Here is a 15,352-nt window from a genome sequence, read left to right as displayed (position 1 = left end):
TGAGCGGCTGACACCCCTATTATCCCCTCAAGGGGATATTATTTATTAAAACGCCACCAAGGTGTCTTTTCTTCGTCGTTACCATAACCGTAACCACCGTATCCGTATCCGTATCCTTTTTTAGGGTCGGTGCCATTCATAACAAGTGCCATGTTGGGTAAACGTTTTTCGTTATAAAGTTGCTTAGGCACGTCTAATAGACGTTTGTCTAAGTAATTTGCTCTGGTGATATATAGGAACATATCTGCTTTAGAAGCGATTTGTATGGTATCTGTTACTAGAGTAACAGGAGCCGTATCTACGATAACATAGTCGTAATTCTGTTTACTGTATGCTAAAAGCGCATCCAGTCGGCCATTCATTAATAACTCCGCAGGATTAGGAGCTATAATTCCTGATTGTATCAGGTCGAAGCCCCATTCTAGCGGTTCTATAATGTCTCGTTCCGCTATGCTATTATCGGCTAAATATTCTGTTAGACCTTTGTTCGAAGAATTTATGTTTAGGTATTCAATGACTTTAGGTTTACGTATATCGGCCCCTATTAGTAAGACTTTTTTACCAGTCATAGCAAAAACCGTAGCAAGATTAATGGCTACAAAGGTTTTACCTTCACCAGGGGTTGTTGAGGTCACAAAAATGGCTTTACTAGGACTGTCAATATTCCCTAACATGAAATTTAGGTTGGTTCGAACCATTCTAAAGGCTTCAGCTAAGCCTCCGCGATCATCTTTCGTCAACATACGGTCTTTCTTTAGAGTTGTCGGAATCGCTCCTATAAAAGGCGCTTTTATGGTTTCTTCAAGCTCTTTTTGAGTATGAACCTTGTTGTCTAACAAATTGAAGAGAAATATGATGCCAATTGGAATTCCTAACCCTAGAACAAGAGCGGTAAGGTATATCTTATTTCTGTTTGGGCCAATGGAATGTACTGTTCCTTCCGCCGAATCTATTAATTTGGCATTCGGAGCCGTAACCGCTAAAGAGATGGCGTTTTCTTCACGTTTTTGCAATAAGAAGAGGTATAAAGTTTCTATAATTTGCTGTTGACGTTCAATGTCCCTAAATTCACGTTCCATTCTCGGGGCTGTAGCTATGCGGGATGCCATTATTTGTTCCTGTGCCATAGCATCTCTAAGCGTTACATTTAAACTTGATTTTAGGTTGTCGAGCCCTAGAATAATACTTTCACGTATTTGTTTAAGTTGGGTGTTTAAGTTAACAATGATCGGGTTGTTATCACTGGTGCTTTCTGAAATCCTGTTACGCTCAAAAAGCAAGGTATTGTATTGATTGAAGGTTGCGCTGATATTAGAATCGTTAAGTCCGAAACTTCCAGGGATCAGATTATTTTCATTATCTTTTAAGTAATCCTTAACATAGTCAATGAGCTTTAATTGAGTGTTCATTTCAATGATTTCGTTCTCTATAGTTGTGTTTTTCGAAAGTACAATACTAGTTTCCGTAGCTATATCTGTGAGTTTGTTTGTGGTTTTAAAAGTTTCTGTGTTTTTATCAACCTTAATTAAGTCTTTCTCAATGAGGGCTAAGCGTTCTTTTATAAACGCATTTGTATTATTACCTACAAGACTTTTGTATTCTACAGCATCTTTATTGTATTGGTGTACTAATTCTTCTAAAATCAATAGTATTTTTTTTTGTTTTTGGCTTTGCATCTTTAATTCTAGAACACTCGCCCCAGGGGTTAATAAAGCAATCTCTACACGGTTGCGCAGGTTTTCGGCTACACTTCTTACTGGCGCTATTCTAATGGTAAATATGTCGTTGGCCTGTATTTTTGATTTTGGAGTAATAATCGCTTCTATACCGTTATAATTAATGCGTTCTCCAAAATTGAACGGTTTGTTATTTTCTCCTTCAGTATTAGTCAATTCGAATGTTTTAGGAGAAAGAAAATGTATTTTAAAAGCTGTGTTAGTTTTAAAAATTAACGAATCTGGAGTTAAAAAATTAATTCTAAAGGGCAGTTCGCCTTTTAGAAATTCAGAAGTTTTTAGGTTACCTTCTTTAAAATAAGATATATTGAAATTTAAGTTTTTAACCACCCGCTCCATCAAGCTTCGTGATTTTAATATGGTGATTTCATTAGTTATATTTTTTTTGTCACTACCTAGTCCTAATTCTTTAAAAACATCTAAATTCGGAGCGCCTCCATTGGCTTCATCAGCCATAAGTATGGTAGCAGCGCCTTCATAGGTGTTAGGTGTATAGCGTAAATAAAAATACGCACCTATTAAAGCTAAAAATACACAAAGCACAATCCATTTCCAGTGGTAAGCGTATTTTTCAATTTCCTGACGTATGTTGGTTGATTGCTCCTCTGTTACTATCAGATTTTGAGGGGTATCTTGATTTTGCATGGTTAATTTGTTAAGTAAGGCTCTAAAAAAGCGATTTATTTGGTCTGCTTTACAGCATGAATACGATTACTGAGTTTATAAAATACCGCTAGTAATACTAGAAATATTAATACTATAGCCCCGAGCATGGCAAAGCTTGAAAGTTTTGCCGACAGATAAATGATTAAAATGGCTAAGCAATAATTTAAACCACCTAAAATTAAGGCTATTTTATAATGCGGCAAGCCTAAATCAAGCAACATGTGGTGGATGTGATTACGATCGGCGGTAAAGGGGTTTGCACCATGTAAAAGTCTAACTCCAATAACCCGTAGCATGTCGAAAAAAGGAACCGCCAGTATGCCACTCACTACAAAATATTTGTTTTCTGTTTTAAAAGAAAAAAGCTCATGTAAGTTACTGTCCATGGTTAAAAATCGCAGACATAAAAATGCGAGACAAAAGCCTATAATTAGCGACCCTGTGTCTCCCATAAATATTTTCTTTTTATGAGAGAAATTGTATTTCAAGAAGGCTAATAACATACTTATAAGGACTATGGCTAAAATAAAGTAAAAATGAAAATCTATTTTATGGAAAATTAAAGCCAAAATAGAAAAGCCACTGATGCCTATTGCTGAAGCTAAACCGTCAACTCCATCTATTAGGTTATAGGCATTGATAATGGTTAGAATAATTAGAATATGTAGGCCACCTATAAGAATTTGAGGGACATGGTTTAGCCCCAAGAAGCCATCCAAAGACTGGCTGTGAAAGCCTGGATGGAATAATATAATAAGTACGGCTGCAACTTCTATTAAAAGACGTGCTCTAGGCGTTGAAACTGATAAGTCATCTTTAAAGCCTATTATAAAAACTAAGGTTAAGGCGGCAGCTAAGTTTAAGCCGATGGCATCCACATCAATATGTTTGAATAAAAACAAGTTAATGATGAGCGCCACAAAAAAAGCGAGCCCACCCATGGTTGGGGTTGCTCGGGTATGGGAGCTTCGATGTCCTGGTGCTTCATTTAAATTATGGTGATTGACCATGAAAATAATTTTGGGAATCATGTAATTTACCAAACCAAAGGAGCCACAACAGCAAATGATGGCTAGAATTATAGGATTAGATAAAATGGATGTTAGCATATTATTTCTTGTAAAACTGACTTAATTTAGACACATTTTTGATGATCAAGGCGTTCCAACTGCCTATGTTATTTTTATGAAGTGCTTTATAATCTTCCTTGGACTTTGAGATGATGTTTTTTAAGCTTCGGTTACTGGCACCACCAACACGCATTTTTGTAATGACTTCAGGTATATACACAAAACGAAGCTCTGGATTTTTAAAAACTCGTAAAATAAAATCATAGTCTGCTGCAATTTTAAAATCTAAATCAAATATACCATGTTTTTTATAAATGTCAGATTTTAAAAACAGGGTAGGATGGGCTGGCATCCAACCTTTTTTTAGCAATTTTTGATCAAAATCACAGCTTTTCCAATAGCGAATCACCTTATTGGTATTTTGTTGGTCTACATATTCCAAGTCGCCATAGACGCCGTCACAGTTTTGTGATTTAAACGCCTTCACGATATTAGAAATTACGCTGGAATTGGCTAAAAAATCATCAGAATGTACAAAACCAATCACATCGCCAGTGGCCTTTTGTATGCCTTTATTCAGCGCATCATAAATTCCTGAATCGGGTTCGGAAATTACTTTGATGTTGGGGTATTTCTTTTGGTATTCAACAACAATGTTTAACGTATGATCTTTAGATTGCCCATCTATGATGATGTATTCAATATTAGGATAATCCTGGTTCAACACCGACTGCATACAATGTTCAATAACATCGGCACTGTTGTAGGTGGCTGTGATTATAGATACTTTCATAAAAGCGAAGCTGCTTTATATTTTAGTTTTAAAATATTTGATGGTTTCAAGTAAACCTTCTTCCAATTGAATATTCGGTTGCCAGCCGTCCAACTTCTCTTTAGCCAAACTAATATCTGGCTGACGTTGTTTCGGATCATCCTGAGGAAGCGGCATGAATTTGAGTTTGGAATCAGAATGGGTTAATCGAATCACCGCTTCAGCCAATTCCAACATGGTGAACTCATTCGGGTTTCCTAAGTTTAAAGGGCCTAAAAATTTAGGATCTGAGTTCATCATTCTGATGATGCCTTCTACCAAATCATCTACATACTGAAAACTTCTTGTTTGTTTACCATCTCCAAAAATAGTAATGTCTTCACCGCGTAATGCTTGCATGATAAAATTAGAAACCACACGACCGTCGTTAGGGTTCATGCGTGGGCCATAGGTATTAAATATTCTTATGATTTTAATAGCCACATCATTTTGACTGTGGTAATCCATAAATAAAGTTTCTGCACAGCGTTTGCCTTCATCGTAGCACGAACGAATACCAATCGGGTTCACATTCCCCCAATAAGTTTCTGGTTGCGGGTGAACGGTAGGGTCACCATAAACTTCAGAAGTGGAAGCCTGTAATATTTTAGCTTTCACACGTTTCGCTAGTCCTAAAGTGTTTATAGCCCCCATCACCGAGGTTTTGATAGTTTTTATAGGATTGTATTGGTAGTGCACAGGTGAAGCCGGGCATGCCATGTTATAAATTTCATCGACTTCGGCGTAGAAAGGTTCTGTAATGTCGTGGCGTACCAATTCAAAATAGGGGTTGTCCAACAGGTGTACTACATTTTCTTTGTTGCCCGTAAAATAGTTGTCTAAACAAATGACGTCGTTGCCTTCGTTTAATAAACGTTCGCATAAGTGGGATCCCACAAATCCTGCGCCCCCGGTAACTAGAATTCTTTTCATTTATAGTGTATTGTTAATTTATAGTCCTTTTTTTTGTTTTTATGGCTGGGTTGCCTTGATAGATTTGATAGGCTTCGAGGTCTTTAGTCGCTATAGAACCTGCGGTTAAAACGGCATGTGTTTGTACCGTTACACCTGGGCAAACTGTAGATTTTGCGCCTATCCATACCCCTTCTTTAAGTGTGATTTTACCTAAAATTAAATCAAAGCTTGTTATTTTATAATTATGATTTCCACATAGGAGCATGGCACCTTGCGATATACACACATGGTTTTCGATGCGTACTTCTGTTAGGTTATCTATCCAGACCTTTTCACCAATCCAAATGTGGTTTCCGAGACTTAAAAACCAGGGGTGTTTAATATTAACACCTGGTTTAATCATAACGTTAGATCCAACCCTTGCTCCAAACCATTTTAAAAGTATAATTTTTAATTTAGAAGAAGGATTCAGTGGGTTTATAAAAAACAGCACGTTGGTAAAATACCAAAGCAGCCGTTTTACTTTGTTTCCTGGATGATACCAGGCGTTGTTATAACTGGATAGATCGGTTTTCATTTTTATTCAAACAGGGCTTTGGTTTTTGAAATTAATTCTGGATTTTCTGTAAAGTTCTTAGCAAAATTAAAGCTCGCTTGTGACCAACTATTGAATTCTTTTTCGTCCATTTTGGCAAATTGTTCTATTTTTTGCTTGAAAGCATCTTGGTGTTCTAATGCAATATCAAACCCTATTTTCCTTTCTTCTAAATTTTTCCATGGGGTATTTTTAGAGATAATAACTGGGCAGGCATTTTGCCAGGCCTCCATAATCACATGACCAAAATTTTCATGCTGTGTTGGTAAAAATAAGACATGTAAATCTTTTAAAGTGTCTTTTAGTTTTATATTTGGGATGGCTCCTAAATATTCACAGGTCACGTTACTTGGTAATTTCTCAATTTCCCTTTGACACTGTGACCAGTATGTTTTTTCTTCAATAGGGCCTATGATTTTGTAGTTGACATTTAGTTTTTTATCTACTAATTGTAATGTTTTTATTGTTATAAGTAAATTTTTTATTACAGAAATTCTCGAGACAAAAAAGATATTAATGGAATTAGCTTTTTTCTTTTTAGTAAAGTTGTTATTCTCCATTTTTGAAGACAAGTTTGAAGCTAAATAAATTTTTGATTTCTTATCAAAGTGCTTTTGAATATTTTCTTTTTCTGTACTATCTGTAGCATGCCAATGTATTTTATTAGGTAGTCCAAATGCCTTAAAAACAGATAAAAAGACTTTCTTTTTTAAGGGTTTTATAGCCAGAGCCCCTTTACCAAGCATCCCACGCGGGGCTAGAACAATTTTAATATCTGAATTTTGGGTAAGCCACAGAGGAAGAAGTGTGAACTTGGGTGAAAATAAAGAATTAAAATATACTGCTTTAAAATTTTGATGGGTTATAATCTTCTTGTATGCTTTTAAATTCTGATGCTGCCTATCTAGATAAATGACTTGGTAATTATCCTTTTGTAGCCAAACATTGGTTTCTTCTGACCTTAGTGGGAGGGGAGCGTCCAAATCGGTGTTTGAGGTCACCACCCAGAAATGATAATCCTGACCTAAATGATTGACCAAGTTGGCTACCGATTGAATGGGGCCACCTGCCTTATAAGCTGGTAAAAACCAATCGGTAAATATGAGGATGTGTGGTTTTGTGTTACTCACGAATTATAGAATTAATTTTAGCCGACCAGTCGTTTAGGTTTATTTTATGAGCAAACTGTTTACTGTGTTTCGAGTACTTTAAATAGGTGGTTTCATCGAAAGCCGCATATTTTAATAGTAATTTTTTTAAAGCCTCAGTATCGTTTGCTTGGTAGGTATGACCGTTATAATTGTTGATTACGAATTCTGAAGCCGCTCCAGTTTCTTCAGTCGTAATGATGGGCATACCAGCTAACGCTGCTTCATGTACCACGACTCCCCAGGCTTCATAGAGGCTTGGTAAAATAAAGGTTCCTGCGTTTTCTAATAATTTAGGCAAAGCTTCAGGGTTTACAAATGGGGTATGCTTAATATTATTATGTTTTGGAATTTGATTCGCTAAGGGGCCGTTGCCAATTATATGGACTTTAAAACTCATGCGTTCTTCATGAATCAACTCGTTCAAAACCTTAAAAAAGACTTTTAAGCCTTTATGTTCCACTAAACGACCTATGAAAACAAATTGGTTGTTATGTGTTGTTTGAACGGTATTTTTAAATAAATTTTCATCGGCACAATAAAGTCCTGTTAGGATGTTAGTTGACTTAAAACCCAATTTTTTAGCATAATAGTACTGCGGCATACCCGCTACCCAGATATGAGAAAAATAAGGTCGTATAAACACGGGGCTTAAAAAACTGGCTAAATGCTGTTTAGGGGTCCCTAACCATTGGTTGTCCATACCTGTAATGACCGGGATACCTGATTTTTTATAGCTTTTTGCGATTTGCAAGTAGCGTTTGTCGATCCAGCCCGCTACATAAATAAGATCGGGTTTAAATGTTTTAACCTGTTGTTGCAAAGCATCTAAATCGAGTGAGTCAACATCTTTGAGTGTGATGTTTGCTGTTGAATTTAGCTGAAACGGGGCGTCCGGGCTGGGGGTTTTTCTAAATACCAAATAACGGTTGTTGTTAATGCTTGCATCATGTTGCATGCATGCCATCCAATACCCAGTTAGTTTTGTAAATAGGACTAATATTTTCATTTATAGTTGATCGTTTTTTTAAGGGGTTGATTTTGAATTGCAAAATATAGAAATAAAAGAGGCGTAAAAGGATTCATAGAGGCCGCCATCCAAGACTCTGTAATTCCAATTAAAAGTATAGTAATTATGTAAATAACAGCTGTGGGTTTTAGTTTTGCTTTTTGATAGAATTTAAAAAGCATCCACGCAAAAGCAATTAAACCCACCAGACCAACATTCAGAAGTAAAGATAAATAAGAACTCCATATTCCTGCCCAGTGACGTTCTCGATTCATACCAATATATTTGTCGGCATAATCTTTTATAAAAAAATTATCGTACATAAATCCTTGTCCATACCATAAATTCTCATAGATTTCTATCCAGGCCACTTTCCAAACAATGGTTCTTCCACTAGCTGTTTCAAGAGTGTCTAATCTTAGTTCAATGTTTGATCCTATCAAACTAAGAACATCTTGAATATTTATGGTGTAAATGATGGTTACTCCAATAATGGATAAAATGCTATAAGGAATTATTAACTTTTTATTCGTCACGATATTATTCGCCACCAAATAAAACACTAAACTTGCTAGTGCGGTTCTAGAACCTGATGCTAGAATAAGTAAAATGATTATTATAGTATTGGTTAAATGTGTTTTTTTGCTAAAGCCTTTTAATTCACCTCGTTGTTTTAGTAAATCTATTATCGCAAATATAAAAACTAGAAGCATGCCTAATCCGTTTGGGTTACCAGTTAGCCCCATAAAACGACCTGATAAATAATAATTTGGGTTTATTAGTAAAGCGGAATTTAGCAAAATGAAACCAAACAACAATAGGAATAGAATAATAGAGACGTTACTATGTTTAATATATAGAATATTAATCAGCTTAAAAATTGCATAGGCTACAAAAAAATAAGCTATACTTCTTAAAATGGCATCATAACCTAGAGTGGAGAAAAGTAAGGTAATTATTAAACTTATTGTAACAAAAGGTAGTGTGTACCAAGCTAAGTTTAGTTTTTTTATCTTCGTCTGATAAACAATAATTAGTGTAAGTGCTAATATAGAAAAGCGTAAATTACCATTATAAGCTAGAGGCCCAGAAAAATTGTTAGCTAAAAAATAAGTAAGTAAAAAAGAGGTGAGAAAAAATTCTAATTTATAATTAAATTTTTTAAGTGTGAAAATGATAACAGAAAACATTGTAGCTCCTATAAAACCTGTAAAAACCCCTGTTATCAAGAATAAGGATAATGATATAAAAAGAGGTTTTAACGATTTAATTTGTTTATTATTGAATACTTTGAGCATTTGTTGAGGGTTGCTTATATCTTAAATCTAGTGTTTACACTTTTAAAGAAATTAGAGTTGAAAATAGAGAGTGGCATTGTGATAACTAGAGTTAATGAGCTAATCTCAAATAAAATGGATTTGGATTTTTTTATATATGTCTTATTTCTAAATTCCGAAAATTTAAGAAAGCAGAAAAAAAATCTTTTTATAAATTTCTTTTTTAGAAAAGAATCAATTTTGTTTTTGTTTTTTAGTAGATTGTATATTTTTAAAGATGCATAATAAATTCCTATAATTTTTTTAGATCCTAACTGTGTTCCTATCCGTTCACTATCGTGAAAGCGATACAAGGAATTAACTTCGTTAAGAAAATATATGTCTTTTGTTAGTATGATTTGTCTTATCGAAAATTCCCAATCCTGATGAATGGTTAAATTTTCATCCCATAAGTTTTTCTTACTTAATTGTGTTCTTCGATATAAGGCACACATGGTTTGCCATGGAAATTCAAAATAATCAGCACTAGTCTCTGTTAATTTTCTACCCCAAAATTTATCTAGAGTATTAGATTTTTCGTCAATAAAAAACTGTGTTTTTGAATATACTAATTTTGTGTTTTTGTTAAAACTGGATAATTGGTTTTCTATTTTTTGGGATAAAAGAATATCGTCAGAATCTAAAAACTGGATAAATTCACCCTTACTTTTTTCAAACCCGTTATTTCGTGCCCTAGGTGCTCCTGAATTTTTTTGTTGAATAATCTTAATTTCAAAAATATTTTCTTTGTTGTTTTTAGATTTGAATTCTTGTATTATTGAAACGGTGTCGTCTGTTGACTCATCATCAACCACAATTAACTCTATAGGGCGGTGAGTCTGGTGTAAAACCGAATTTAAACACTCTAAAATATATTGAGCTCTATTGAATGCAGGAACGATGACAGAAACCCATGGACAATTATTCATATAAAAGATTATTTAGGAGTTCGTTATATTTCGGAAAAGCCCCAATATATTCTAAAACTTCTTGCCTAGCACCTTTACCTTGTTCTTGAAGTTGCTCTTTGTTTTCCCACATTTTTTCCATCGCATTTGTAAAACTAGTAAGTGTTGCAGCTTCAGCAAAATAGCCGTTATTTTCATTTAAAACTTCTTTAGCGCCTCCAACATCAGTACATACTGCTGTTCGTCCACATAACATAGCTTCAACTAAGGCGAGGGGCAAACCTTCGTAGTACGAGGGCATGACAAGTAATTGATTTTTCGCCCAAATATCTGTTCTAATATCACTAACATGTCCATGAAAGATAACTTTATTTTCAAGTTTAAACTTTGAGACCAAGAGTTTTAGTAAGTCTTCATCTGGCCCATTGCCGTAAATATTAAGTATATAATTCCGTTTTTTCCAGTTAGTTGAAGCCAATACCTGTAATAAAAGTGCCTGCCCTTTCACACTTAAACTAATTCTACCCACACAGGCCATATTTAAAACATCTTGTTGTCCTAAATAATCAACATAATCCGAATTACTAATATTTACAGGGTTTAAAATAATTTCGGCATTTTTAAAATAATTTCCGGTTTGCCTTTTAGCTATTTCCAATAAACGATTTGAAACAAAAAATACCTTTAAAGCTTTTTCACAGAGGCTATTCATTTCCTGTATAGAAAAGAGTTTAAAATAGCGGTTTTCTGGATTAGAATGAACGATAAGACTGAAAGGGATATTAAGTTTCTTTAAAAATTTTTGGTATAATGGTACTTCCAAATCACAAAACCCCCCCATGCTTATAATAATATGATCAGGTTTGCTTTTTAAAACAGCTTTTTCTAAATCGCGAATACCCCATAATTTTTCATTTAGTTTACCTAAGGGTTTTTTTATTAGAGGCGTGTAAGCTATTCGTTTTCGTTTATAACTTTGTACTCCTAAATTTTCAATTTCTTTTATTTTGGAAGGTGTTTTTCCCCAGTCAAAATATGAAATGGCTACATTAATGTTGTTAGTTAAAGCTTCCTTAGCTAATTTACACCATAATTCTTCACTACCCCCCCAAGGGTTACCTGCCATTGTAGTAATAAGTAGGAGATTCATTTAGAAATATTTAGCATTTAATCTTGTAATACAATTCTTCAATTCTTCAATTTTTGACTTTAACCAATCATCCTCTGAAAGATAAGGTTTCGAATATTTAATTACTTTTAAGAGCTTTTTTTTATATAAATTTAACCTATAATGATAAATAAAGGCCGATCCAATTTTTGCTAATGGTTTTAATTTTAGTTTTCTATTAATCAGTTCGTAAAAAAAATGCTTAGAATGAATATATGGGAAGTAATTAAAGTTAAATTCTTTAATTTTCATAGATGAAGTGAAATCATTCCATTTAAAATCATCGATGAAAGGATAAGTTTTTATAGGAATCCATGGTATCCTAAAAGCATCAGCAACTATAGCTCCATGCATGGCTTCTGTGACTACAAGTTCACTAGAGGCTAATTCAGATAAGACAAGGTCAATGGAGCTGGCTGGACTGATATAATTAATATTTAAAGATTCAATTATTGTTTTTAACCCATTAAACATATCTTCACTTTTATGGTGAGGCATAAATGAAATCTTATGTTTTTTGACAACATTAAAATTATACATGTCATTTAATAAATAAGCACCATCACAAACTGCATAGTCAGGAGCGAGATTTAACAACTTCGCCGTTAATGGACCTCTAACACAAAATATATCGTAGGAGTCATCGATTGTCGGAACTTCTCCATAGGTAGATTCATTACCCTTTGAGGCACCTGACGAAAATACAATTTTTTTATTGGGCATCTTTTTTAGCCCCAATAACGTTCCTATCCCTATTAATTTAACGTCCTCTGATTTATCTAAAATGGACTTGTTAAAATAATGGGTAAGTACCATAGGATTTATAGCATCTCCAAAATTCTTTCCTTTATGATATACTAATTCTATTTTATTTTTCATCTATCATTTTTTTGATATTAAAAAGGGCTTTTTCTCCTTTAATTTTGATATTATTTGGAGTATTTAAAATTTCAGAAGTTATGATTCTCTTAAGTTCAAGTTTCAAATGATTTGAAAACATAAAACGTTGGTTTTTTGTGTCAATTAGGGCGTTTTTGTCGATTTTTTTCTCTACTTGAATTAGCCAACCTATGTTGTTATTGTTTATTTCTGGTAACGCCCTAATGTCGGTTGTTATTACTGGGCAGCCCGCTGCTTGTGATTCTAAAACACTATAACCAAAACTATCTGCCCAAGTAGGAAGTAACCCAATATGAGTGTTTTTTAATAATTCGAGCACTTTAGCATTAGGTAAACTATTATAGTGTAAAATGTTATTTGGATATTTATTGATTATATATTTAGCGCTATCTAAATCTTGTTTTGTGGCGTGTGTCGCATAATCTTCATATTTCATAGAGCTTACAATATTTAATTGTAATTGAGGGTGCTGTGGTATTAGCATGTCGAATACCTGTAAGATTTCTCTACCTCCTTTACGGAAAAAATCTGCTCCTATAAGAGTAAACACAATTTTGCTGTCAGGAAGTTTCTTTTCAGAATAACTATTAATTAATGGCTCCTGCGGCGGTAATTGCACCTTCATTTTGGCTTGAATAATATCCAAATATTGAGGATACTTATCTTTTAAGTATGTAATTTGCATATTATAAGCACATTGTGAAATTGCAATAATTTCTTTACAGTTTTCTTTTGTCAGTTGTTTTATAGACATATTATAAAAAAAACGACCTACTCCTCCTAAGCGAGGTAAAGTCGTTTCAAAATAGACACACCATACATTTTTACCAAGATTAATAGTGTTAAAAAAAACACAAGGTGTTACTTGATCTTTGGGATAATAAAACAACCCTTTCCAAAAAGGGTGATAGCCTTTTCCAGTAATCCTATGTGTTAGTTTTAAACCATAATTAAATAAATCTTTTTTGTAAGCATAATTAGGATAGCGCGAAAAAATATTGCGCACTTCAGGGTAACCGTTTACAGAATTCGTTATTATTTTTTCCATTTCCAAGGGTGTTTAAACTTGCCAAATAGTAAGTAAGAAATTACAAAATAATAATTTAGTTTACTTAAGTGAGTTGGATTGATGTTTTTTGAAAAAACTTTAAATGCAGTAGTGTTATTTTTGTCTTCTATAAGTGGTAAAATACAATTTTTAAGAATAAACCTACTGAAAGCTTTTTTTGAAAAATACTTTCTATAATCTAAAGCAAATTGTAAGCTAAAATCCCAAGTACCTCCTTTTGCTTGTGGGTTATTATTTTCCCAATGTACAATAACATTGGGTTTGTTTAAAAATACAAAACTAACGTGAACTGCTTCACAACGTAATAAAAAATCATAATCTTGATGGCGACGTAATTTTTCATTAAAGCGTACTTCTTTTGCTAACATGGATTTTACTACTAATGTTGGCGTAAACATTACAGCACCCTGTACAAATAAATAGTCAGAAACAGTTTGTGGTTTAATAATTCCTAATTCAGGCATCAGAGATGATCTAACTTTATTTAAAACTTTTGCTTGGCAATATGAAATATCAGCATTCTCATTTGCTATTATAGCTAAAGAATCTTCAAGGTGATTAGGAAGCCATTCATCATCTGCATCTAAAAACGCAATATATTCGCCTTGAGCAGCTTTAATTCCTGTGTTTCTGGCAGCAGCACCGTTTTTATTTGTTTCATGTGATATAATTTTTATCCTATTTTCTTTAAAGGAATTTATTATGAACAAACCTTCTTTCCAGTCAGGTGAAGCATCATTAACAATAATCACTTCAAAGTTTTGATATGTTTGTTTGAAAACACTCGTTAAAGTTCTTTTAATTTCTTTTGCGTTGTTAAAGAAGGGAATTATAATGGAGACTTTCATGAAGATTTTTTTTGATGAAGTTCTAAAAATCGTTTTAAAATTTTGCTAATAGCATCAGGAGAACACTTTTCTTTTAAAATTTTTTTTGCTAAAGGGCCACTGTTTGATTGAGATAGCCGATAAGCTGTGTCTAAAGCTCTTGTCGCTGAAGTTGCGCTTTCTACATCAAATATTGGATAATTAAAAAGATTTAATGATTCCTGAATGTTTCCAATGTCTCCACCGATTGCTATATTTTCAAAAAAAGCTGAAACAGGAACAATACCAGAATTTAAAGTATCTAATCGCGGAACAAATACGATATCCGCAGACCTAAAGTAATTCTGAATATCCTTATCATCGACTCGAGTTGTGTTCTTTACTACATTTTTTTCTTTTTGAGGTAATATATGTTTTTTGATAAAACGAATTGGTGGAATAGAGAAATCTTTGTATTTAGAAATTAGTAGTTTTTTATTGGGATTCGACCATTTGGTAAAAACTTTTCGAATAAACTGATACTCTTCTTTTTTTCTTAGAGAACCAAATACAAGTATAACTACATCTTCTTTTTTGAAACCAAATTTCTCTCTTGCTTCATTTTTTGAAATGATATCTAAATATTCCATTTGAACGTGAGGAATAACGATATGTTCTGCCGAAAATTCTCCGTATTTTTTTTTGTAAAGAGAAACTGAAGCCTTTCCCAGATGAATTATAATGTTAGCGTTTTTATATATTAATTCACTAACGGTTTTAACTGATACACGGTGACTATGAGGGCAAGTATTATGCATAGTGACTATGATTTTAGTATTTTTACTCCAATAGTAAAGCGTTGTTTGTAAATCCTGAATTTCTTTTTTATTAGGACTGTGCCCCCAACCAATAAGCTCTTCGGGCCAATTAATCAGAATAAAATCATAATCTCCCTGTTTGTCAAAGAAAGATTTTTTACTATATGTAACTTTAGCAATTTTTTTTAACACTTTGTCAAACGATTTAACATATTGATCTTTTATCTCAGAAGTGCATAAAATGTTCATGTTTGAATTTTAAAAAGGTATTTTGTCGCATTTTTATTTAATAACTTAAGCCTTAATAACAGTTGTCTTGCTTTTTTGTAACTAGTTAGTATAACTATCTTTTATTGGATTTACTATCATATTTTAGATGATTGTCCACGCTATTATTTAAAACTCGTCTTCTTCATT

Annotated in this window: 14 protein-coding genes; all 14 read right to left on the bottom strand. The window is 33.4% G+C overall.

What is annotated here, in order from left to right:
- Window positions 1-38: 38 nt before the first annotated feature.
- The 14 genes from Q4566_RS08620 to Q4566_RS08555 are packed head-to-tail and all read right to left on the bottom strand — an operon-like array spanning window position 39 to window position 15,184.
- Window positions 39-2,381 carry a polysaccharide biosynthesis tyrosine autokinase gene (locus Q4566_RS08620; RefSeq protein WP_303420226.1) on the bottom strand — a complete coding sequence of 781 codons (2,343 nt, stop codon included), beginning with the start codon at window positions 2,379-2,381 and terminating at the stop codon, window positions 39-41.
- 35 nt (window positions 2,382-2,416) lie between these two features.
- The gene (locus tag Q4566_RS08615; RefSeq protein ID WP_303420225.1) at window positions 2,417-3,511 is read right to left on the bottom strand and encodes an MraY family glycosyltransferase; all 1,095 of its coding nucleotides are present in this window, start codon (window positions 3,509-3,511) and stop codon (window positions 2,417-2,419) included.
- Between the two features lies 1 nt (window position 3,512).
- Complete coding sequence (locus tag Q4566_RS08610; protein ID WP_303420224.1) at window positions 3,513-4,265, bottom strand: glycosyltransferase family 2 protein; 753 nt, start codon at window positions 4,263-4,265, stop codon at window positions 3,513-3,515.
- A gap of 15 nt (window positions 4,266-4,280) precedes the next feature.
- Window positions 4,281-5,216, bottom strand: a complete 936-nt coding sequence (locus tag Q4566_RS08605) for a UDP-glucuronic acid decarboxylase family protein (RefSeq protein ID WP_303420223.1) — start codon at window positions 5,214-5,216, stop codon at window positions 4,281-4,283.
- A gap of 13 nt (window positions 5,217-5,229) precedes the next feature.
- Window positions 5,230-5,775 carry a WcaF family extracellular polysaccharide biosynthesis acetyltransferase gene (locus Q4566_RS08600; protein ID WP_303420222.1) on the bottom strand — a complete coding sequence of 182 codons (546 nt, stop codon included), beginning with the start codon at window positions 5,773-5,775 and terminating at the stop codon, window positions 5,230-5,232.
- 2 nt (window positions 5,776-5,777) lie between these two features.
- A complete protein-coding gene (locus tag Q4566_RS08595; RefSeq protein ID WP_303420221.1) occupies window positions 5,778-6,923 on the bottom strand; it encodes a glycosyltransferase family 4 protein in 1,146 nt (381 codons plus the stop codon).
- Entirely contained in the window at window positions 6,916-7,950 is a 1,035-nt protein-coding gene (locus Q4566_RS08590; protein ID WP_303420220.1) for a glycosyltransferase, read from the bottom strand. Before Q4566_RS08590 ends, Q4566_RS08595 begins: the two co-directional genes overlap by 8 nt.
- Entirely contained in the window at window positions 7,947-9,248 is a 1,302-nt protein-coding gene (locus tag Q4566_RS08585) for an O-antigen ligase family protein (protein WP_303420219.1), read from the bottom strand. The genes Q4566_RS08590 and Q4566_RS08585 overlap by 4 nt, the downstream gene beginning before the upstream one ends.
- Before the next feature lie 14 nt (window positions 9,249-9,262).
- Window positions 9,263-10,195 (bottom strand): glycosyltransferase family A protein, encoded by a 933-nt coding sequence (locus Q4566_RS08580; protein ID WP_303420218.1) that lies wholly within the window; start codon window positions 10,193-10,195, stop codon window positions 9,263-9,265.
- Window positions 10,188-11,324, bottom strand: a complete 1,137-nt coding sequence (locus Q4566_RS08575) for a glycosyltransferase family 4 protein (protein WP_303420217.1) — start codon at window positions 11,322-11,324, stop codon at window positions 10,188-10,190. Before Q4566_RS08575 ends, Q4566_RS08580 begins: the two co-directional genes overlap by 8 nt.
- Window positions 11,325-12,221, bottom strand: coding sequence for a polysaccharide pyruvyl transferase family protein (locus Q4566_RS08570; protein WP_303420216.1), 897 nt, complete (start codon window positions 12,219-12,221; stop codon window positions 11,325-11,327).
- Window positions 12,211-13,290 (bottom strand): glycosyltransferase, encoded by a 1,080-nt coding sequence (locus Q4566_RS08565; RefSeq protein ID WP_303420215.1) that lies wholly within the window; start codon window positions 13,288-13,290, stop codon window positions 12,211-12,213. The genes Q4566_RS08570 and Q4566_RS08565 overlap by 11 nt, the downstream gene beginning before the upstream one ends.
- Window positions 13,278-14,159 (bottom strand): glycosyltransferase family 2 protein, encoded by an 882-nt coding sequence (locus tag Q4566_RS08560; protein ID WP_303420214.1) that lies wholly within the window; start codon window positions 14,157-14,159, stop codon window positions 13,278-13,280. The genes Q4566_RS08565 and Q4566_RS08560 overlap by 13 nt, the downstream gene beginning before the upstream one ends.
- Window positions 14,156-15,184, bottom strand: coding sequence for a hypothetical protein (locus tag Q4566_RS08555; RefSeq protein ID WP_303420213.1), 1,029 nt, complete (start codon window positions 15,182-15,184; stop codon window positions 14,156-14,158). Before Q4566_RS08555 ends, Q4566_RS08560 begins: the two co-directional genes overlap by 4 nt.
- Between the last annotated feature and the right edge of the window lie 168 nt (window positions 15,185-15,352).

The organism is Tamlana sp. 2_MG-2023 (assembly GCF_030548465.1).
Taxonomy (GTDB): domain Bacteria; phylum Bacteroidota; class Bacteroidia; order Flavobacteriales; family Flavobacteriaceae; genus Pseudotamlana.
The sequence above is the reverse complement of the archived record's forward strand: the minus strand, read 5'-3'. Positions and strand labels throughout refer to the sequence as shown.